Source organism: Peptostreptococcus canis (assembly GCF_014229965.1).
Lineage (GTDB): Bacteria > Bacillota > Clostridia > Peptostreptococcales > Peptostreptococcaceae > Peptostreptococcus > Peptostreptococcus canis.
This window is the reverse complement of record NZ_JABGBW010000004.1, coordinates 21,287-42,132: the sequence shown is the minus strand read 5'-3', so window position 1 is coordinate 42,132 and position 20,846 is coordinate 21,287. Positions and strand designations below refer to the sequence as shown.

The 20,846-nt window shown below is 30.5% G+C and carries 21 protein-coding genes; 18 read left to right on the top strand and 3 right to left on the bottom strand.

The genetic code is table 11. From position 1 onward, the window contains the following. The first annotated feature begins 2 nt into the window (after nt 1-2). From atpB to HLB29_RS06355, 9 genes are all read left to right on the top strand, one after another. Nucleotides 3-710, top strand: a complete 708-nt coding sequence (gene atpB / locus HLB29_RS06395) for a F0F1 ATP synthase subunit A (protein ID WP_185624341.1) — start codon at nt 3-5, stop codon at nt 708-710. Between the two features lie 178 nt (nt 711-888). Beyond that, entirely contained in the window at nt 889-1,146 is a 258-nt protein-coding gene (gene atpE, locus HLB29_RS06390; protein ID WP_185624340.1) for an ATP synthase F0 subunit C, read from the top strand. Between the two features lie 45 nt (nt 1,147-1,191). Next, nucleotides 1,192-1,692, top strand: coding sequence for a F0F1 ATP synthase subunit B (atpF, locus tag HLB29_RS06385; RefSeq protein ID WP_185624339.1), 501 nt, complete (start codon nt 1,192-1,194; stop codon nt 1,690-1,692). Then, the gene (locus HLB29_RS06380) at nt 1,692-2,234 is read left to right on the top strand and encodes a F0F1 ATP synthase subunit delta (RefSeq protein WP_185624338.1); all 543 of its coding nucleotides are present in this window, start codon (nt 1,692-1,694) and stop codon (nt 2,232-2,234) included. Before atpF ends, HLB29_RS06380 begins: the two co-directional genes overlap by 1 nt. A gap of 16 nt (nt 2,235-2,250) precedes the next feature. After that, nucleotides 2,251-3,747, top strand: coding sequence for a F0F1 ATP synthase subunit alpha (gene atpA, locus HLB29_RS06375; RefSeq protein ID WP_185624337.1), 1,497 nt, complete (start codon nt 2,251-2,253; stop codon nt 3,745-3,747). A 39-nt stretch (nt 3,748-3,786) separates the two neighbouring features. Beyond that, nucleotides 3,787-4,788 (top strand): ATP synthase F1 subunit gamma, encoded by a 1,002-nt coding sequence (gene atpG / locus HLB29_RS06370; protein ID WP_185624336.1) that lies wholly within the window; start codon nt 3,787-3,789, stop codon nt 4,786-4,788. A 10-nt stretch (nt 4,789-4,798) separates the two neighbouring features. Next, nucleotides 4,799-6,196: a F0F1 ATP synthase subunit beta gene (gene atpD / locus HLB29_RS06365; RefSeq protein WP_185624335.1), complete on the top strand. Its 1,398-nt coding sequence runs from the start codon at nt 4,799-4,801 to the stop codon at nt 6,194-6,196. After that, nucleotides 6,196-6,459 carry a FoF1 ATP synthase subunit delta/epsilon gene (locus HLB29_RS06360; protein WP_185624334.1) on the top strand — a complete coding sequence of 88 codons (264 nt, stop codon included), beginning with the start codon at nt 6,196-6,198 and terminating at the stop codon, nt 6,457-6,459. Before atpD ends, HLB29_RS06360 begins: the two co-directional genes overlap by 1 nt. A gap of 637 nt (nt 6,460-7,096) precedes the next feature. After that, complete coding sequence (locus HLB29_RS06355) at nt 7,097-7,669, top strand: nitroreductase family protein (RefSeq protein WP_185624333.1); 573 nt, start codon at nt 7,097-7,099, stop codon at nt 7,667-7,669. 276 nt (nt 7,670-7,945) lie between these two features. On the opposite strand, the gene HLB29_RS06350 is transcribed toward HLB29_RS06355, so the two are convergent. The 3 genes from HLB29_RS06350 to HLB29_RS06340 form a co-directional block, all read right to left on the bottom strand. Further along, nucleotides 7,946-9,433 carry an ABC transporter ATP-binding protein gene (locus HLB29_RS06350; RefSeq protein WP_185624332.1) on the bottom strand — a complete coding sequence of 496 codons (1,488 nt, stop codon included), beginning with the start codon at nt 9,431-9,433 and terminating at the stop codon, nt 7,946-7,948. Beyond that, complete coding sequence (locus HLB29_RS06345) at nt 9,418-10,053, bottom strand: energy-coupling factor transporter transmembrane component T family protein (protein ID WP_330604433.1); 636 nt, start codon at nt 10,051-10,053, stop codon at nt 9,418-9,420. Before HLB29_RS06345 ends, HLB29_RS06350 begins: the two co-directional genes overlap by 16 nt. A 63-nt stretch (nt 10,054-10,116) precedes the next feature. Continuing rightward, the gene (locus HLB29_RS06340; RefSeq protein ID WP_243155100.1) at nt 10,117-10,740 is read right to left on the bottom strand and encodes an MptD family putative ECF transporter S component; all 624 of its coding nucleotides are present in this window, start codon (nt 10,738-10,740) and stop codon (nt 10,117-10,119) included. Nucleotides 10,741-10,881: 141 nt separating this feature from the next. On the opposite strand from HLB29_RS06340, the gene HLB29_RS06335 reads away from it, so the two are divergent. The 9 genes from HLB29_RS06335 (at nt 10,882) to cas2 (ending at nt 20,712) form a co-directional block, all read left to right on the top strand. Then, nucleotides 10,882-11,832: a helix-turn-helix domain-containing protein gene (locus tag HLB29_RS06335; protein WP_185624330.1), complete on the top strand. Its 951-nt coding sequence runs from the start codon at nt 10,882-10,884 to the stop codon at nt 11,830-11,832. 270 nt (nt 11,833-12,102) lie between these two features. After that, nucleotides 12,103-12,840, top strand: coding sequence for a CRISPR-associated endoribonuclease Cas6 (gene cas6 / locus HLB29_RS06330; protein WP_185624329.1), 738 nt, complete (start codon nt 12,103-12,105; stop codon nt 12,838-12,840). 21 nt (nt 12,841-12,861) lie between these two features. Beyond that, entirely contained in the window at nt 12,862-14,601 is a 1,740-nt protein-coding gene (cas8a1, locus tag HLB29_RS06325; protein WP_185624328.1) for a type I-B CRISPR-associated protein Cas8b1/Cst1, read from the top strand. Continuing rightward, complete coding sequence (gene cas7i, locus HLB29_RS06320; RefSeq protein ID WP_185624327.1) at nt 14,602-15,486, top strand: type I-B CRISPR-associated protein Cas7/Cst2/DevR; 885 nt, start codon at nt 14,602-14,604, stop codon at nt 15,484-15,486. Continuing rightward, nucleotides 15,473-16,228: a CRISPR-associated protein Cas5 gene (gene cas5, locus HLB29_RS06315; protein WP_185624326.1), complete on the top strand. Its 756-nt coding sequence runs from the start codon at nt 15,473-15,475 to the stop codon at nt 16,226-16,228. Before cas7i ends, cas5 begins: the two co-directional genes overlap by 14 nt. Nucleotides 16,229-16,322: 94 nt before the next feature. After that, nucleotides 16,323-18,635, top strand: coding sequence for a CRISPR-associated helicase Cas3' (cas3, locus tag HLB29_RS06310; RefSeq protein WP_185624325.1), 2,313 nt, complete (start codon nt 16,323-16,325; stop codon nt 18,633-18,635). Between the two features lie 107 nt (nt 18,636-18,742). Next, on the top strand, nt 18,743-19,231 hold the full coding sequence (cas4, locus tag HLB29_RS06305) for a CRISPR-associated protein Cas4 (protein ID WP_185624324.1): 489 nt from the start codon (nt 18,743-18,745) through the stop codon (nt 19,229-19,231). Between the two features lie 100 nt (nt 19,232-19,331). After that, a complete protein-coding gene (cas1b, locus tag HLB29_RS06300; protein WP_185624323.1) occupies nt 19,332-20,324 on the top strand; it encodes a type I-B CRISPR-associated endonuclease Cas1b in 993 nt (330 codons plus the stop codon). Between the two features lie 109 nt (nt 20,325-20,433). Then, nucleotides 20,434-20,712, top strand: a complete 279-nt coding sequence (gene cas2 / locus HLB29_RS06295; RefSeq protein WP_185624322.1) for a CRISPR-associated endonuclease Cas2 — start codon at nt 20,434-20,436, stop codon at nt 20,710-20,712. Nucleotides 20,713-20,846 lie beyond the last annotated feature (134 nt).

The window sequence follows — 20,846 nt, the reverse complement described above, 5'->3', positions numbered from 1 at the left end:
CTATGTACCAAGCTAAATACGTCCTGTATATCGGTAACTTTAAGCTTAGCGAGACGATAATTGTTCAGTGGTTGATAATGCTGTTTTTGATAGCCATGTCTATTTATTTGACTAGAGATTTGAAAAAAGTTCCAACTACAAAGAGACAAATATTTTTAGAAATGGCTGTCGGTTCTCTAAGAAAGTTAGTTACTGAAACAATGGGCAAGAAATTTGTCAATAGGGTACCGGGTATAGTGTCGTATATAGGAACGATATTCCTGTTTTTCTTATCGTCGAATTTAGTTACTCTTCTTGGGCTGAGGTCCCCGACTACTGACCTGGATACGACAGTAGGCTGGGCATTAATCACATTTTTCATGATTTATGCTATGGGTATTAAGTTCCAAGGTATGAAATACTTTAAAGGGCTTTTGGAGCCAACGCCTTTAATGGCACCGTTGAATATAATTGGTGAAATAGCAAGACCGATTTCGCTGAGTTTCCGTCCCTTTGGTAATATTTTGGGTGGTTCTATAATAATGGCATTACTATACAAACTATTAGGTTATATTTCAACCCTGATACCTAATGTCAGTATACCGATTGGCCAGTTATTAATACCGGTTCCATTGCATATGTATTTTGATTTATTTGCAGGAAGTTTACAGGCATTTATATTTATAATGTTGACGATGGTATTTGTAGGAAGTGCATCAGGTGAACAGTAGGGTTGATAAATTCAACGAAGCATAGTTTATTACTATGAAACTAAATTAGAAAGAATTGAAAAAAGGGAAATAAAGTCTAAGTTTTGAGAGAAACTTATTGTACTTAGATGTATTCAGAGAATGACGGATTGAAAAAGCCGTATATCAAAGAAAATTAAAATTTTAGGAGGAATAAGAAATGTTAGAAGGATTAAGTTTAGGTATAGCAATTGCAGGTTCAGCAATAGGTGCAGGTATAGCAGTCGCAACAGGTTTAGGTGCAGGTATCGGTCAGGGATTCGCTGCAGGTAAAGGTGCAGAAGCAGTAGGAAATCAGCCGGAAGCTAAGGGTGATATAATATCAACAATGCTATTAGGTCAGGCAGTTGCGGAATCTTCGGCTATTTATGGTTTGGTTATAGCAATAATATTAATATTCGTAAATCCTTGGATATAGTTAAAAATCATAGTTTGATTTGCTAACTAGGAGAGGAGGAAAAATATGGAATTTAAGCCATTAGTAGGCTTAACACCGGAACTTTTTATTGTTCTTGCTAATACCCTGATATTATTTTTGGTATTAAAAAAGCTTTTGTTTGAAAAAGTAATGCATGTTATGGACGAGAGGGAAGCAGGTATCAAAAGTGATATGGAAATTGGCGAAAGAGCTAAAGAGGAAGGTTTAAGACTAAAGTCAGAATATGAAGAAAAAATTGACCTTGCTAAAAATGAAAGTCAGGAGATTTTTGATAAGGCAAGAAAAAGAGCTGAGGAGAAATCTTCGGAAATAATAGCTCAGGCAAAAGTGGAAGCTACTAATATCAAAGAAAAAGCCTCAGAAGATATAGCCAGAGAAAGACAGACAGTATTTAACAATATAAAGAGCGAGATTTCAGATATGGCTCTTTTGGCTGCGTCGAAAGTAATTGAAAAGGATATTGATAAGGAAAAACACGAGGATTTAATCGATGATTTTATTAAAGATGTAGGAGATGCTAGATAATGATAAGTCAAGTGGCAAGTAGATATGCAGAAGCCTTATTTCAACTGGCAGAGGAGGAAAATAAAACTTCCGAAGTATACTCTGAAATTTTTGAAATGAATGATCTTATCAAAAACAATGTAGATTTATACGATGTATTGAGATCACCTTTTATTTCAAGGGATGAAAAGAAAAATGTAGCGGACAGGATATTTACGGACAGTGTAAGTATAAATTCCAGAAATTTTTTGATGGTTTTGATAGATAATAACAGGACTACTGAACTTGATTCTATCGTATTGTCATTTAAAAATATGTTAAATGATAAGAATAATGTATCAGAAGGAAAAGTCATTACTGCTATTGCACTTACTGAAGAACAATTGTCGGAGTTGGAATCAAATCTTTCTGCTAAATATAACAGAAGTATAAAGCTAGTGAATGAAATAAGCGAGGATATCATTGGAGGTGTCCTTGTAAAAATTGGAAATGAAGAGATAGACGGAACTTTGAAGACCAGATTGGATAGTTTAAAGGAAGTATTATCTCAAGTAATATCATAGAAATGGTGGTGAACCCATGAATTTAAAACCAGAAGAAATAAGTTCCATAATAAAGAATCAAATAAAAAATTATGAGAATAAAATAAAACTTACAGATACTGGTAGCGTATTAAATGTAGGGGATGGTATTGCCAGCGTGTATGGATTGGAAAGTGCAATGTCTGGTGAACTACTTGAATTTCCCGGAAAGATTTACGGTATAGCACTAAATTTGGAAGAAGAGGTAGTTGGTGCTGTTATACTAGGTGATGATTCGGGAATAAAGGAAGGCGACATAGTTAAAAGAACTGGAAGAATAGTTGAGGTTCCGGTTGGAGAAGCTCTTATAGGTAGAGTTGTAAATTCACTAGGTCAGCCGATAGATGGAAAAGGAGATATAGCTACTAATAAGACAAGACCGGTAGAGGCTCCTGCTCCCGGAATAATGGATAGAAAATCTGTATTTGAACCTTTGCAGACGGGAATTAAGTCTATTGACTCAATGATTCCAATCGGTAGAGGACAGAGAGAGCTTGTAATCGGTGATAGACAGACGGGAAAAACTTCTATACTTATAGATACTATTATTAATCAAAAAGGAAAAGACGTAATTTGTATATATGTTGCAATTGGACAGAAAAGATCTACGGTTGCACAGCTTGTATCGACTTTGGAAAATTTTGGAGCTATGGACTATACAATAGTCGTATCAGCTACTGCTTCTGAGTCCGCTCCGCTTCAGTATCTTGCACCATATGCAGGTGCTGCAATAGGAGAAGAATTTATGTACAATGGTAAGCACGTATTAATAGTATATGATGACTTAAGTAAGCAGGCAGTCGCGTATAGAGAAATGTCGTTATTGTTGAGAAGACCGCCGGGTCGTGAAGCCTATCCGGGTGATGTATTTTACTTGCATTCAAGACTTCTTGAAAGGGCTGCAAAACTTTCTGATGAATTAGGTGGAGGTTCAATGACAGCTCTTCCGGTTATAGAAACTCAGGCCGGTGATGTTTCGGCATATATACCGACTAATGTTATTTCTATAACTGACGGTCAGATTTATTTACAACCGGAGTTATTCTATTCGGGTATCAGACCTGCAGTAGACCCCGGAATATCCGTATCGAGAGTAGGTGGTTCTGCCCAGATTAAATCAATGAAAAAAATTGCGGGTACACTGAAGCTGGCATATTCACAGTATAGAGAGCTGGCAGCATTTGCACAGTTCGGTTCGGACTTGGACGAAGATACTAAAAGAAGACTTGCCCAAGGACAGAGAATAGTTGAGGTATTGAAACAAGATGAGCATAAACCTATAACTGTTGAAAATCAGGTTGTAATTATCTATGCGGTAATTAATAATTTATTAGCCGATATAGAAATAGAAGATATAAAAGATTTTGAAGATGGTTTATATGTATTTATGGAAAATGAATATCCGGAAATACTTCAGAAAATATTGAAGGCTGAAGACTTTAATGAAGATTTAACAAAAGCAATAGAAGAGTACAAGGTTAAATTTAAAGCATAGTCAGAATATACAGGCATAATCCAATAAGGAGGTATGTAAATGGCAGGAGCCAATATGAAGGCGATAAAAACTCGTATTGCCAGTGTAAATAGTACAAAACAGATAACCAATGCCATGCACCTGGTAGCTTCTTCAAAACTTAGAAAAGCGAAACAGGCTGCAGATGAGTCGAGTATGTATTTCAATACAATGTATGAAACAATTGTTGAAATATCAATGAACACTAAGGGCATTAATAGCGAGTTTTTGAAAGAGCGTGAATTAAAAAATAGATGTCATATAATAGTGGCAGGAGATAGAGGTCTTGCCGGTGGATATAACGGAAATGCATTTAAAGAAGCCGAAAAATATATGGGACTTTTAAAAGATTATGTAATAACCGTTGGTAAAAAAGCATATGATCGTTATTCAAAAATGGATGGCATCGAATTGATAGATAGCATTGAATATACTGAAAAATACAGTTATGAAGATGTAAAAAGAATTTCTGATAAGGTTATGAAGATGTTTTTAGATGGTGAAGTGGATGAAGTATTATTCACATATACCGAATTTCAGACTGCATTATCTCAAGAAGCCAAAGTAATTAAGGTGTTGCCGCTTGTTTTTGACACTCCTCTTGAATATGGTGGCGAGAGATATAAGGAAATTTTGGAAGAAAGTGATCCGGACATCTACATCAGTGAAGAAATAATAAAAGAAAGAGAAGAAAGAAGACAAAGAGAGGCTGAAGAGGCCATGCAATTTGTCAATAAAATAAAAGAAAAGTCAGAGAAATCAAGATCGAAGGTTAAATACCTTCCTTCTCCACAAGCAGTTCTCGAGTTTTTAATTCCGACGTATATTACCGGAATAATAAATGGTGGTGTAGTCGAATCTTATGCATCCGAACAAGGTGCCAGAAGAACTGCTATGGAATCTGCTACTGACAATGCTAATGAAATGATTCAAAGTTTGGAACTTAGCTACAATAGGGCAAGACAAAGTGCTGTAACACAGGAAATAACTGAAATCAGTGCAGGTGTTGAAGCTCTAAAGTAAGGAGGATAAAATGGCAAATGTAGGTAAAATTGTACAGATTGTAGGAGCTGTACTTGATGTTAGGTTTGATAGTGAAGATAGCTTACCTAACTTATTAAATGCATTAGAGATAAAGATGGGTGATCAAAAGATTATCGCAGAAGTTGCTCAGCATATAGGAAATGATACTGTTAGATGTATTGCCATGAGTGCAACGGAAGGTCTGGTAAGAGGACTGGATGCTGTAGATACCGGTGCTCCGATATCTGTACCGGTAGGAACTGAGACATTAGGAAGAGTCTTTAATGTATTAGGTGAGCCAATAGATTTAAAACCAATGCCGGAGGGGGTAGCTTTATCACCAATACACAAAGAAGCGCCTAAGTATGATGAGTTGGAAACAAAGGCTGAAATACTTGAAACAGGTATAAAAGTAGTAGATTTACTAGCCCCTTATCTAAAAGGTGGTAAAATAGGTCTATTTGGAGGTGCCGGTGTTGGTAAGACGGTATTGATTCAGGAATTAATAAATAATATAGCTAAACAACATGGTGGTATTTCAGTATTTTCAGGTGTTGGAGAAAGAACGAGAGAGGGTAACGACCTTTATGGCGAAATGACCGAGTCAGGCGTTATCAATAAAACTGCGATGGTATTCGGACAGATGAATGAACCGCCGGGAGCAAGGATGAGAGTTGCTTTGACGGGACTTACTATGGCCGAACATTTTAGAGATGAAGCGGGACAGGATGTTTTATTATTCATTGATAATATATTCAGATTTACTCAGGCCGGATCCGAGGTTTCAGCATTATTGGGACGTATGCCATCTGCCGTTGGTTATCAGCCAACACTTGCAACAGAGATGGGGGCTCTTCAGGAAAGAATCACATCTACAAAAAAAGGGTCTATAACATCTGTTCAGGCGGTATATGTACCTGCCGATGACTTAACCGATCCTGCTCCGGCAACAACATTCTCGCACCTGGATGCAAAGACGGTTCTTTCAAGACAAATATCATCACTTGGTATATATCCGGCAGTTGATCCATTAGAATCAACTTCCAGAGTTCTTGATCCCAATATAGTAGGAAAAGAACATTATGAGGTAGCAAGAGGAGTTCAGTCTATACTTCAAAGATACAAGGAGCTTCAGGATATTATAGCCATACTGGGTATGGACGAGTTATCTGAGGAAGATAAAACAATAGTTGCACGTGCTAGAAAGATTCAAAGATTCCTTTCTCAGCCTTTTACAGTTGGTGAGCAATTTACCGGTATTCCGGGTGTATATGTTCCGGTAAAAGAATCTATTAGAGGATTTAAGGAAATTCTTGAAGGAAAACATGATGATCTTCCTGAATCAGCATTTCTATTTGTTGGAACTATTGAAGATGCAGTGAGAAAGGCGAAAGGAAGTGCTAGCTAATGTTCAAATTAAAGGTAGTAACTCCTAAAAATACCTTCTATAATGAAAATGCAGAAATGGTTATTTTCAAAACGACTGTAGGTGATAGGGCTATATTGAACGGTCATATTCCTATAGTTGCCGGTATAAAAGAAGGTAAATTGAAAATAAAAAAAGATGGTACTTTCAGGTATGCAGATATAGGTAATGGATTTGTAACAGTAGATGGAAATACTGAAACTGTTATTGTTACTGAAAAAGCTAGCTGGGGTACAGAAGAATAAAGTATTAAATCCGTAAGTAATCGCTTACGGATTTAATTCTTTTTGAAAATAAAGTTTAAGCGAAAGAAGTTTTTATTAAACTTCTTTTTTTATGAAAAATTTTAGTAAAAAAGGAAATCTATTGCGAATTAATAAATGAGATTTATAATATGGTAAATACAATAAAGAAGACATAAAAAATGAACTGGAAAATATAAATAAAAATAACTGTTTAACTTATGATTTTACGAATATAGTTACTCAGGATAAGATTAATAATCTCATAAATGCATCCCACGAAATGGGAGAACCAATAGTAGTAACGAATATGAATAAGAGCACAGGGCTATAGAGTTGGTCGATTTCATTATATTAATGTACAAGCCTGTTAGTCATATTATATTCAAATTTGATTTGATATAAAAATTGGATGAGTATTATTGTAGGATTTTGATTTTCACTTAATATTTCTTCTAAATAATAAATATATTATGATATATTTATTATTATTGGGGTATGTATAAAATATCGATAATAATTTAGAAGTTTGTCTTAAGTGTTGAATAGTTATTTAATCAGTTTTGGAGATTATACTATTTAAATAATTAAGCGAATGTAATATTTATGATATAAATTTTATTATATAGGAGGAATAAGTATGAATATAATTAAATCTTTAGAAAGCCGTAGAACATATTATAATATAAGTAAGGATATACCTGTATTGACTGAGGAAGTGGAAAGTGCAATAAAATCTGTCACAGAATTGGTACCGGATGCTTTTAATATGAAGAGTGCAAGAGTATTTGTGGCTTTTGGCGATAAACATGATTTGCTTTGGGATGAGATTTATAATGCATTTAATGGAGATGTACCAAGAGAAAAAATAGACTCATTTAAGGCAGGAGCAGGAACAGTTTTATTTTTCTATGATAATTCTACAGTAAAGGGGTTACAGGAAAAATTTGAGTTGTATGCAGATAATTTTCCTGTTTGGGCAAATCAGGCTAATGGTATGTTACAGTTAAGTGTATGGTCTGTTCTTAGAGAACTTGGTATCGGAGCTTCACTGCAACACTACAATCCGGTAATTGATGAAAAAGTGAAAAAGTTATTTGATATACCTGAAGATTATGTTCTTCTTGCTCAGATGCCTTTTGGTGGTATAGTGAGTGAACCGGATAAAAAGGAAAAAGAAGATATAAGTAAGAGGGTCGTTATATTAAAATAATCATTTTAAATAAGAAAATTTTAAAGTTTAAGTATTTACTACAAGAGAGACTAGAAAGAATCTAGCTCTCTTTTATTTTAATTTATTCTTATTTATTATTTCTTTAATTGTATCAAATGCATATATTAAAGATGTGACCAACATTATTAATAATAAAAATCAATAAAATTGAGATACTTTTCTTTATTTTCCAAAATTCTTAGTAAAAATTTAAAAAAACGAAATAGCAGTCTTTAAATTAACTAATAAAATAATATTTGGAAAAAACAAAATAATTTACATCTTGATAAAGTTCAGAATTTTTTTTTCGTTACCTTTGACATTTATCTTTTCGCTATTTTTTTCACTCATAAGTAACACGGTATTACAAGATTTGAAAAGTAGCTCCAAGTCATGAGTTATTAGGATTATAGGAGTTTCTTTTGATTTTTCGTTAATATGTTCGGCAACTATATTCATTCTTTTATAGTCCAGTCCGGCAGTTGGTTCGTCCAAAATAATAATCTTTTTATCTGATAAAAAGGCGGTAATTATAGCGAGTCTCTGTTTTTCGCCTACAGATAGCTCCTGTGGATGCATATTTCTTTTTTCCCACAAATCAAGGGATTTCAAATATTTTTTTGCTTTTTCCAGATAATCTTGATCATTTAATTTATTTTTAGGTATAATTTCATGTTCAACTGTATGCGAAAATAACTGGATTGATGAATCCTGCATCACGTAGTATACATTTTTTATTCTTTCTTTTTTGCTGTTTCCATAACTTGTATATCCTGACTTTATTGATAAGAGACCCGTTAGTTGTTTTGTCATTGTGGTCTTACCAATGCCATTTTTACCTATAATTCCCATACATTCTCCATTCGACAAGGAAAAACTAATATTTTCAGCAAGGTGTTTTTTTCTCACGCACACATTTAGATTTTTTATTTCAATATTATTTTCTTTATTAATATTGTAATCATCATTACTTGTATTTTTATTATTTAAAAAATTTTTGTAAGCAGTATCTTTTTCGGATATGAGATTTTCTTCATCAAAACACCTTAGGTTATTTTCCTTTCTTACCAAATCTGTTAACTCACCTTTTTTATATATGTTGGATATTTTTCCATCTTTCATAATTATCAATCTATCCATTAGTTCTTTCAAATAATAGAGTCTATGTTCTGCAACTATAATTGTTTTGCCAAGGGATTTTAATAATTTCATTATATTTCTCAATTCATCGGTAGACTTATAATCCAGACTTGCAGACGGCTCATCAAAGATAATTATATCAGTGTCATATACTAGAGTAGAAGCAATTGCCACTTTTTGACGTTGACCGCCGGAAAGTTCAAATACTGATTTTCCTTTTAAATCCTTTATATTTAACTTTATCATTGCATCTTCAACTTTTTTTCTTAGCAAATTGGTATTCATTCCCAAATTTTCACCTACCAAAGCTATTTCATCTTCGGCTACAGTCGAAAAAAATTGATCACTTGGATTTTGAAACACATTTCCCATGTATTTTGCGATTTCACCTTTTTTATAACTATGTATATTTTTATTAAAAATCAGAACGTCTCCATTTAGTGTTCCCTCATAGAAATCAGGTATTAAACCATTTATAATTCTTGTCAAAGTTGTCTTTCCACAACCGGATAATCCGGTAAGTACTATAAATTCCCCTTTTACAATATTTAAATTAATATCAGTAAGTTGAGGCTTATCGTGATATGAAAAAGAATCTATTTTAATTTTTATAATCTCGTCCATATTGCACCTCCCAATATACCTAGTGACAGAAAAATAAAAAGTACATCCCGATAGGTAAAATTCATAGTTCTATAGCAGGTTTTTTTGCAAGGGTACTCGATTCCCTTAGTAATAATAGAACATGTTAATGTATCACTTATCGACAATGCCTTATACATTAGGGGAACAACAAATATTTCAAAACTCTTTACAGGATGTAATATACTAAATCCCAACCCTCTTATTTTAGCGCCTTCTTTTATTTCTTTAAGTCTGGTAATAAACTCAGGAACAAATCTAAAAAACACTGCTATAGATATGGTTATCTTTTGAGAAAAATGGACTTTTCTAAAAGCATTCATTAGCTCTGAAGAAGTATGGGAAGATAATACTTTTGCCAATATCCATATAGGGCAAAGTTTTAAGATTATCAAAAGCATGGTATATAGAGCACCTGATATATGGCTCATCATCATATATTTATTCATTAAATATACAATACAAAAAAGTAAAAAATAACTTATCAGAGATTTAATTAAGTACTTTCTTGCCATAATTAACTCTATTAAAAAAGATAATATTAGCGTAACAACATATGTTTTTCTATCCCCAATCATTAAAATCATAGAAAAAATAATCATCACTACTACTATTGTGAGTAAATGCAGAAAATATCTTTTTTCTTCCGTGTAAGTATTCATTTTCTAATTTAGTACTGTACCATTATTGTTTTTGGCAAAGAATTTTTTGTGAATGTATTTTCCAAAGAAAACACCGATGATTGAGGCTATTATTTGAATGCTTAATATTATTGCCATATTTCTTGGATTTAGGAAGAAATCTTTCATCCATTGTGCTTTTTCTACTGTAAACATATTAGGGAATTGTCTAACTAATCCCTCTACTCCCATTACTAATATAAATATAAATCCATGTAAAGAGTATATAAGTTCCGCTATTACATAAGCTATTCCAATTTTTTTATAGTCAAAGTAGTTATTGCTATTTCCCAGTAAAATTCCTGAAATTACAGCGGATAATATTAAAATTATTGACATTGGCCAAAGTCCCATTACTAAATATACAATTGCACTAATTAAATAGTATAGTGAGATACTTCCTTTTTTATGCACTTTTTGACACATAACAATTACAAGCGGTCCGGTAAGAATCGCTCCCAATGAAGTATGGACAAATGTACCAAATGTGCCTAATGCACTTACTGCCATTCCTGTAACTACACTGATTACAAATCCTATAACACCAAAAAGAGTTACTTTAATTACGTCTTTTAAATTCATTTTTTCATTAATTTTATTTTGTGTCATTGTTAATACGCCTCCTTTAATATATAATGATAATAACTTTAAATTAATAATATATCAAAAAAAATGCCAATTCAATATAATCACAGGTATTATGGCTAACTATATTAACGGGCTAATCATAGCATTTTAAGGAGGGTAGCAATGTCATACAGTCAGGAAAAGTTTCTAATTGATATGGGATTTGTATTGGATCCCAATTGTGAAAAATACTCTTCGCTGGGAGTAACATATAAAATAACATCAGATGAAATGGACGGATACTATTGGTTTTACGATACAGATTTATTTTCTATAAATATTCACGATTTCAAGGTTAAAAAAGATTTAATAGTAAATCATAAATTTACAGATAAAAATGAGATTCTGGTTCAATCATCTTTTTTAAAGTGCGTTCATGGCGAGTGTTTATCCCCATACCAGGAAGTCAGTAATAATATGGTATTTGTCAATTTTGTAAAGGCAAATGTCTTTAGATTTTTCCTGCATGGAGGTTTTCCATATTTTTCTCTGGGAGTAGAGTTTAAAAAGAAATTTTTGGAAGAATATATACCTGAAAAGATAGGGATAGAAAAGGAGGAATTATTTAATATTTTTCAGAGTTCGAATTCACTAAATATATCTTGCGATATTGAAAAAATTGCCAACGAAATACTGATGTATAGAAAAAACACTCCCGGAAGTGAGTTATTTTATGAGGTGAAAGCAAAAGAGTGGTTGAGTATAACTATTAATGAATATTTCCAATCCGGAGAAAAAGGTAAACTGTCTATGGATGATGATGTTTCTTTGAATAATGTGGCTCGTTATATTGATGATCATTATTCATCTGAAATTCCACAAGCTTTGTTGTGCGAAATAGCTTTGATGAGTAAGACAAAGCTGAAAAATTCTTTTAAGGCAAAATATAGGATGACAATTACTGAATATATCCAGAGGAGAAGAGTGAAAGTGGCAGAGCATATGATACTCACTACTGAATTGAGTATAAAGGAAATTGCTAAGTTGGTTGGATATAATTCGCATAGTAGATTTTCTAAACTGTTTAAGAAATATACCGGATTGTATCCGCATGACTTGAAAAAAATGGTTTAAGGATATAGTCTGTAGAAAACTATAAATCCTATATTAATTAAATTTTATATAGGATTTTTTTAAAAAAGCTTTACAAAATATTTTTTTGGATGTATAATGAATTTAAAGAAAAAATAATATAATCTATAAGAAATGTAAAAATATTTATTAAATTTTAAGTTTATAATAGAATCAGATTGAAATTTAGAGATAAAAACTGAGTGTACAGGTTTTTAGAAATAATGACAAGGAATATTTTTTTGGAGTAATTTAAGAAAAGGAGTGATGAGTTTGAGAATAACGCTGGAGTTTGAGATCAACAAGGAAGAAATATATAAAGATAAAAATCGAATTTTTCTATCCTGGTTAAAGTTTTTTATGAATAAATATGATAACAGATTGTATAGAGAGCTTTATGAAAATGGGGCTTTGGAAAAAGACTATACATTTTCACTTTACCTTAAAAGAGGAGTAAAATTTGAACGTGAAACTATATTAGTACCGGAGAAAAAAATTATAATGCATTTTTCGTGTTATGATTTACAACTTGGATTAAGTTTCTACAATATTTTTATGAGATCTATTAATGTTGAACATACCTATAAGGATCTTATTATAAAAGCCGTTAAATTAAATGTCGATAGAGAAGAGATTTTTACTAATGACTATTCGGAATTTAAGACTGCAAGTCCTATAATTGTTAGAGAACATAAGGAAAATAATAACAATCTAACATATTTTCATGATATATCTACAGAAAGAGGGCAAGAAGTTTTTCTGAAAAATTTAAAGGCTATGTTAATTAAGAAATTTGGCGAAGAAGCAGCTATTGATATAGATTTATTATCTGTAGAAATAATAAAGTCAAAGATGGTAACTGTTAGACATTATGATATAAATATTCCGGCAAACTTATGTGCTTTAAGAATAAATGCAAAACCATATTTATTGAAATATATTTACTTATCAGGAAATTTAAGTAGTATGAGCTCAAGTGGTTTTGGAATGCTAACAGTGATTAAATATTAAGCTTTAAAAGGAGGGATTTCTTTGAGTGATATTATTAGAATATCTCTTGGTGATTGGCAATACAATGCAGGGATAGTAGGTCTTTATAATATTCTTGAAAAGTTTGGAATGGATATTTTTAAATTTACTCAAGAATATGTAGAGGGAGAGAATATAGAAAATATTGATATTAGATACGAACTTTGTATGCCTAAAACTTATTTGGAAAATTTTACAGAAAAATATTATTCTTATTTAATTGATACTTATATCAATCAAATAAGCTATGGTAAAATTATAGGTTTTAAGTCAGTAGCAGAAGATTTTTTGAAGTTGGAGGATGAAGATTGGAATAATGAAAAGTTGGACAGGATTAATAGTTATATAAGGGATACATTAAGTTATTATATAAAAAGTGCCAGCTATAAATCCGCATTTGAATTAATTGAAGGCTCTGATTGCGTTGTAGATATTGTTGCGAATATAAAAGCTATTTCCATAAAGAAAAAGGAATCAGTTTTGGATAAAAAAGAAGAAATTTATGATGTTTGCAATAAAATATTGGAGGCAATTAATATATTGGAAAAACCCGAATATAAAAAATATTTGGGTGGAAAAAATATTATCTATAGTCTAATTAGAAAAAATTGGGATGGAGTAAGTGTTTTAAATAGGCAGGTAAAAGAAAAAGACATTTATAAAGAATTTGATAATTATTTTGTTAAATCTGCTACTGAATATTTGGAATCGGATAAGAGTAAATATAAATATAAATGTTTTTGTTGTGAATCGCCCATAAAGAATCTAGACGTTAATTTGAGTTTTTTAACTAATACGGGATTTGATACGGCGAGAAAACCTTCTCATATATGGTTTTTTCAAAATGATATAGCAATATGTGATTTTTGTAAATTAGTTTATTCTTGTATGCCGGCCGGTTTTGTTTACGGTTATGATAAAGGAATTTTTATTAATGCAAATTCAAATATTGAAGCATTATTGAATGTAAATAGTAAATTAAAAAATAATGTTTTGGAGAATGCCTTTAACGGTGAAAAGAGTGTTACATACAAAGGTATAGTGGAATCAATAATGAGTATGAAAAAAGAGAGCGTCCATTATGAGCTTTCAGATGTTCAGGTTGTTTTCTATGAAGATGAAAAATACAGATTTAATATATTACATGAAAATATTTTGAAAATAATTTTGAAATGCAATTTAAATCTGGATAGATTGAAATATGGTTGTTTTAAGGAAAATAAAAAATATATTTACCTATATGAAGAAACACTTAGAAAATTATTTAATAATCAGAATTTATTTTTGTGGATAAACAAATTGATTCATTATTATATTTCAAATAAAAGTAGCTGTTACTATACTTTGAAAAATATAGAACACATACTATATATTAACTTTCAATATTTAAAGGAGGTAGGATTGATGGAAAACAAGGATAAAAGTGTTATTGAGTCTATGAGAAAATACGGATGGCATATGAGACAGGAATATAAGGCCAAAGATGCCGTAAAAAAAATTGATGGTATATCATATCGTATGTTAAACTCTTTAAAAACATCAAACGTAAATGCTTTTATGGATATACTTATTCGTTGTTATATGTATATTGGAAAAGAAATACCAAAGGGATTTATTGATTGCCTAAACAGTGAGGAAGAATTTAAAACAAATGGATATGCATTTGTTATGGGATTTAACGGAGTAGATTATAGAGAATTAAATGATAAAGAATCAAATGATAATGATAAGGAGGTAAAATAGATGAATAGTATAAAGGGGCTTACATCGACTATTATTTTCGAAGCGGAAAGTGCAAATTATGGAGAATCAGTTGGGAATGTTGCATCTTTAAAGAAGATGGCCAGAGGAAAAGGAGAACAATATACTTATATTTCCAGACAAGCTCTAACGTATAATATGGTAGAGCAATTATCAGAACCACTAGCAGATGTAGTTTTAGAAGGTAGCGGAGAAAAAGGAGTAATTCAGTATTCTAAAGATTGTACAATTAGGGATTATCCGGAGTTGGACTTTTTTGGATATTTAAAAACACAAAAAGAAAGTAGCGGTCTAAAAAGATCTGCAAAGGTCAGAGTATCAAATGCAGTTTCACTCGAATCTTATAAAGGAGATTTAGACTTTTTAACAAATAAAGGACTAGCGGACAGAATTGGTTCAAATATGAATATAGCTCAAGCGGAAATACATCATTCATTGTATAAATACTCAGTGGTCATAGATCTTGATCAAATAGGGTTTGATGATGCTGATAAAGAAAATATAATCGAAATAGATAATATTGAAAAATCTAGAAGAGTACAGAAATTATTAGATACAATATCAATGTTGTATAGAGATATAAGAGGAAGAAGAGAAGACTTAAAACCGATTTTTGTAATTGGTGGTGTATACGATATAAAAAATCCTTTCTTCCACAATATAGTGAGTGTAAAAGATAATAAAGTTGATGTAAATCAAATAAAAGAAGGAATATTTGATGCTATTAAAGATAATACTATTGTAGGTTTTTCGAATGGTAAATTTGAAAATAGCGAAGATATCGCAATTAAATTAGACGCCAAAAGCGTTCCGGAATTTTTTGCTAAAATAAAAGAGCAGGTGAAAGCGTATTATGAAGGCAATTAAACTTTTTTTAAAACAAGAAACTGCAAATTATAAAAAGCCTAGCAGTTTTCAGCTAAAAGAGAGTTACCCACTGCCACCTTTTTCTACGGTAATCGGTATGGTTCATAATCTATGTGAATTTGAAGAATATATGCCTATGAAAATAAGTATTCAAGGGAAGTATAATTCTAAGGTAAATGATTTATTTACAAGATATGAATTCAAAAATGCTATGAAATTTGAGAAAGGCAGACATAATATTAAGGTCGGTGAATATGGAATAGCTAGAGGTATTTCAACTACTGAGCTGCTTGTTGATGTGGAATTAATGATACATATAGTTCCGGAAGAACAGGAGTTGGTGGAAAAAATATATGATTCCTTTCTATATCCCAGAGAATATATAAGTTTAGGTAGAAGAGAAGATTTAGTTATATTGGATAAAGTAGAGATAGTAGATTTTGATGAAATAGAACTTGAAGAAGATAAAAATTTGAGAAATAAGTTTTCTACTTATATACCAATAGACATATACAATACTAATAATATAAAAATAGATAGACATATTGGCATACCGGAAGAATACAGGGGAACTATGTATAATTTAACGAGAGATTATCAATTAAAAAACTATGGCAGTAAAAAAGCTCCAAAATTTTTTAGAGACTGGAATAAGGTCAAGGTTATTTATGGTTCACAAATCAGTTTCACGGAAGATTGTAAAGTTTATAGTGATAAAGAAGATATTTTTGTATTGAATTAATAACTTAATAATAGTTTGAAAAAGGGGATAATTATGGTTTTTATATAATGCTTATATTATGCCCCTTTTAAGTATTTTTGAAAGGATAATATATATGGATGAATATATGGCTAAATCAAATCCTCCTGAAACTTTAGAAGAACATACTTTGGAACTAATAAAGAACTATGATATTTTAAAGAATATATACCCCAATATAGAAATAGATTGGTTTTTACTGAAAAAAGCGGTGATATATCATGATATGGGAAAAATTAACGATAAATTTCAGAGTAAATTAAATGGAGGGAAAAAAGAAAAAAGCGGTGATGAAATACATCATGGTTTTTTAAGTATAGGTTTTATAAATTATAGAAATATATTTGAAAAAGACTGTTATATAAATGAAAAAATCGATAAATATGAAGATGTAAGAAAAAAAATATTAGCTTCATCTATTTTTTTTCATCATAATAGACAACGACCGACTTATGATGCTAATGAATTAAGAAGTATGATAGAATCAGAATTAGAGATAATAAAAAGAAAAAAAATAAGCTTTAATAGTGATGAATTAAAAGGCATATCAGTAGAAAAACTACCAAGTAAAAAACATTTCAACTTTGCTACCTTGTCTGTTGGAGATACTAATGGTTCAAAAGAAAGCAAAAACAATAGGCTTATATTTTTGGAGTACTGTAAAATAAAAGGTTTATTAAATAGGATAGATTATGCTGCAAGTGCTCATGGTATAGTAGAGTATCCGAATGATTTTTTGAGAAATCATTTAGACGGGGTACTTGAAAAATGGAAAGAGAATAATTCATTAGCAAGATGGAATGAACTTCAAAATTATATGAAGAAACATAAAGACGATAATATTATCGCAATTGCCCAGACGGGTATGGGTAAGACTGAAGCCGGGTTGCTTTGGATAGATAATAGCAAAGGCTTTTTTACATTACCACTTAAGACAGCAATAAATTCTATATACGAAAGAATTATATCCGATATGCAAGGGAATTTATCTGAAAAAGTAGGTTTGCTTCATTCGGATACCGCTTCCAGATATCTTAACTTAATAGAAGATGAAAAACATGAAAATTTGCAATTAGAAGATTATATTACCAGAACCAGGCAGTTTAGTATGCCTCTTACTATTTGTACAATTGATCAGATTTTTGACTTTGTTTACAAATATTTAGGTTGCGAATTGAAAATGGCAACGCTTTCGTATTCAAAAGTTATTATAGATGAGATACAGATGTACAATCCGCAGTTATTGGCTGTTGTTATATCGGCTTTGGAGTGGATAGTACAATTAGGCGGAAAATTTGCTATTTTAACTGCTACGATGCCAAAATTTTTTATTGATGAAATGAAAGAAAGAAAAATTCCATTTCTTCTACCGGAACCGTTTCTAAATGATGATATTAGACATAGTATTCAAGTTTTGGAAGAAAATATAAATTGTGAGTTTGTAATAGACAAATATCAAGACAATAAAATATTGGTAATTTGTAATACTGTTAGAATAGCACAACAACTATATATAGAACTATCTGAAATTGAATCCATAGCAGATGATGTACATATTTTTCATGGAGCTTTTATAAAAAAGGACAGGGTAGAAAGAGAAAAAGAAATATTGGAATTTGCAAAAAGTCAGGATGAAGGTATATGGATCTGTACGCAAGTTGTAGAGGCATCATTAGATATAGATTTTGATATTTTGATCACGGAGTTATCCGATATCAATGGTCTTTTCCAAAGATTAGGTAGATGTTATAGAAAAAGAAGTTTTTATGGTGAAGGATATAATTGCTATATTTTTTCAGGAGAAGGTAATAAATATCCAAGTGGCATAGGCAGAGTGGTTGATGAAGATATATTTAAACTTAGTAAAAAAGCAATAGAAAATATTGATGGGAAAATTTCGGAAATCGATAAACAAAATATTATAAATCAAGTCTACAGTACCGGAAATTTGATTAATACGAAATTTTATGAGCAATTTAGAGGGGCATATAAATACTTGAATTTGTTGTACTCAGGTGAAAAAAGTCATAAAGAGGCAATAAATGAATTTAGAAATATTAATTCTATTGATGTAATTCCTAGATGTGTTTATGAAAATAACAGGCTGGAAATAGAAAAATCTATTTATACTTTGGGGATGAAAATAAGCGATGTTGTAAACATAAAAGAATATACGATCGAAAAGATAAGGGCAAAAGAAAAATTAAATAGTTTCACGATAACTATTCCTTTTACTGAATATAATGAAATAAAAAGCGAAAGAATCGATATAACTAGAAATCAATCCATTATAATTTCTGAGATTGATTATTCTGAAAATTTTGGGATTAAAAGAGCAACAAATAAGAAAAAAAATTCACCGCAGAGCATATTAGATAGAATGGTTTAGAATTTACGATAATTACTACTGATTATGCATTGCATACATTTGAGTACATTGGATAGAATGGTTTAAAAATTACATCAAATTTTTATAAAGGAAGTGTTACAAGTATTATGAAAATAACAGGATTGATGGTATATTATTATTTTGTTTGCCATAAAAAGCTTTGGTATCATTTAAAAAATTTAAACCTGGAGAATGAAAGTGAAAATGTCGGTATTGGAAAATTACTGGATGAAACGACATATTCAAAAGAAAATAAACATATTTCTATAGATAATGTAATAAATATCGATTTTATTAAAAGATGGGAAATACTTCACGATATTAAAAAATCCAAATCCATTGAAGAGGCCGGTATATGGCAAATGAAATATTATATATATTATTTGGAGAAAAAAGGCATATTGATAAAAAAAGGGATGATAGACTATCCTCTATTAAAACAAAGAAAAGAAGTAGAATTATCCGATGACGATAGAAAAATAATTGAACAAGTACTTGTGGAAATAGAAGAAATAGGCAAAAAGGAGAAGGCACCGGACAATATAAACAGCAAAATTTGTAAAAAATGTGCTTTTTATGAGTTTTGTTATTGCTAGTATCTAATATTAAAATATATGATTAACCTTAAAAATGTACTTGCTTGCTATGTTTTGTGATTGCTAGTGCTTAATATTAAAAAGTTAGAAGGTGAAATTGATGGGAGAAACTTATTATTTATTTAGTAATGGAAACTTAAAAAGAAGAGATAATAATATCGAATATATAACAGAAGAAGGAATTAAAAAGAATTTAAAGGTTGAAATGTTAGATGAAATTTTTTTATTTGGTGAATCAAGTATGAATACTAAAATATTAAATTTTATGTCTCAAAATAATGTAACTATGCATATTTTTAATTATTATGGTTTTTACAGTGGAAGTTTTTTTCCTAGAGACAAAACTGGCTCGGGGTATATTTTGGTGAATCAAGTCGAACATTATCAAAATAAAAATAAGAGGCTGTTTATTGCACAAAAAATAATAGAAGCGGCCTCACATAATATTCATAGAAATATAAGATATTATAATGCCAGAGAGATAGATTTAAATGAAGAAATAAAAGATATAGAATTGCTGCAAAGAAAAATATGGAAATGTAAAGATGTATCTGAGTTGATGGGAATAGAGGGAAATATAAGAAAAGTATATTACTCAGCTTGGAATAAAATAATAAAACAGGAGATAGATTTTGAAAAAAGAGTTAAAAATCCTCCTGATAATATGATTAATTCTTTAATATCATTTGGAAATTCATTATTATACAGTGTGGCTTTATCAGAAATATATAAAACTAATTTATCTCCATATATAAGTTATTTACACGAGCCGGGAACCAGGAGATTTTCACTTTCTCTGGATATTACTGAAATATTCAAACCCCTTATTATAGACAGAATGCTTTTTTCTATGTTAAATAAGAATCAAATCACCAAAAAAGATTTTGAAAGTGATTCGAATTATACATATTTAAAAGAAAATGGTCGAAAAAAAATAATCCAAGAATTTGATGAAAGATTAAAGAAGACTATTAAACATAAGAATTTGAATAGAAATGTTTCTTATAGGTATTTGATGAGACTAGAATGTTACAAATTAATAAAACATATTACAGGGGAAAAGGAATATGAAGGGTTTAAAATGTGGTGGTAGTTGGAAAATAAACTCGGAATATAATGTATTGAAATTTTAAATTTATTTTAATTAATAAATGTATATTTGATAGTTTAATGTATAATTTAGAAATTGAGAAGGTGAAAAAATGTATGTTATATTAGTATATGATATTTATACAGATGAAAATAGTCCTAAAGTACAGCGAAAAGTTTTTTCGATTTGTAAAAAATATTTAACTCACATACAAAAATCAGTATTTGAGGGGAATTTAACGAAATTGAAACTTATGGAGCTGGAAAAAGAACTGAAAAAACATATTAGACAAGATTTGGATTCAGTGGTAATATTTAAAAGCAGAGAGGAAAGGTGGCTTCAAAAAGAATTTTGGGGTAAAAAAGATGATTTTACCAGTAGATTTATTTAGCTGTCGATGTGTATTATGCTAAAAATAGTGGTAGATTGACAGTGCTGGTTTGTATTGGAATTTAGAGAAAAATTTTATTTATATTGAAAAAAATTGATGTTTGTTGTATCATTTTATTCAGATAGACAGAAATG

Bases quoted from the DNA above. Each gene is read 5' to 3' on its own strand.
- atpB (WP_185624341.1), top strand. From the start codon at position 3: ATGTACCAAGCTAAATACGTCCTGTATATCGGTAACTTTAAGCTTAGC.
- atpE (WP_185624340.1), top strand. From the start codon at position 889: ATGTTAGAAGGATTAAGTTTAGGTATAGCAATTGCAGGTTCAGCAATA.
- atpF (WP_185624339.1), top strand. From the start codon at position 1,192: ATGGAATTTAAGCCATTAGTAGGCTTAACACCGGAACTTTTTATTGTT.
- HLB29_RS06380 (WP_185624338.1), top strand. From the start codon at position 1,692: ATGATAAGTCAAGTGGCAAGTAGATATGCAGAAGCCTTATTTCAACTG.
- atpA (WP_185624337.1), top strand. From the start codon at position 2,251: ATGAATTTAAAACCAGAAGAAATAAGTTCCATAATAAAGAATCAAATA.
- atpG (WP_185624336.1), top strand. From the start codon at position 3,787: ATGGCAGGAGCCAATATGAAGGCGATAAAAACTCGTATTGCCAGTGTA.
- atpD (WP_185624335.1), top strand. From the start codon at position 4,799: ATGGCAAATGTAGGTAAAATTGTACAGATTGTAGGAGCTGTACTTGAT.
- HLB29_RS06360 (WP_185624334.1), top strand. From the start codon at position 6,196: ATGTTCAAATTAAAGGTAGTAACTCCTAAAAATACCTTCTATAATGAA.
- HLB29_RS06355 (WP_185624333.1), top strand. From the start codon at position 7,097: ATGAATATAATTAAATCTTTAGAAAGCCGTAGAACATATTATAATATA.
- HLB29_RS06350 (WP_185624332.1), bottom strand. From the start codon at position 9,433: ATGGACGAGATTATAAAAATTAAAATAGATTCTTTTTCATATCACGAT.
- HLB29_RS06345 (WP_330604433.1), bottom strand. From the start codon at position 10,053: ATGATTATTTTTTCTATGATTTTAATGATTGGGGATAGAAAAACATAT.
- HLB29_RS06340 (WP_243155100.1), bottom strand. From the start codon at position 10,740: ATGACACAAAATAAAATTAATGAAAAAATGAATTTAAAAGACGTAATT.
- HLB29_RS06335 (WP_185624330.1), top strand. From the start codon at position 10,882: ATGTCATACAGTCAGGAAAAGTTTCTAATTGATATGGGATTTGTATTG.
- cas7i (WP_185624327.1), top strand. From the start codon at position 14,602: ATGAATAGTATAAAGGGGCTTACATCGACTATTATTTTCGAAGCGGAA.
- cas5 (WP_185624326.1), top strand. From the start codon at position 15,473: ATGAAGGCAATTAAACTTTTTTTAAAACAAGAAACTGCAAATTATAAA.
- cas3 (WP_185624325.1), top strand. From the start codon at position 16,323: ATGGATGAATATATGGCTAAATCAAATCCTCCTGAAACTTTAGAAGAA.
- cas4 (WP_185624324.1), top strand. From the start codon at position 18,743: ATGAAAATAACAGGATTGATGGTATATTATTATTTTGTTTGCCATAAA.
- cas1b (WP_185624323.1), top strand. From the start codon at position 19,332: ATGGGAGAAACTTATTATTTATTTAGTAATGGAAACTTAAAAAGAAGA.
- cas2 (WP_185624322.1), top strand. From the start codon at position 20,434: ATGTATGTTATATTAGTATATGATATTTATACAGATGAAAATAGTCCT.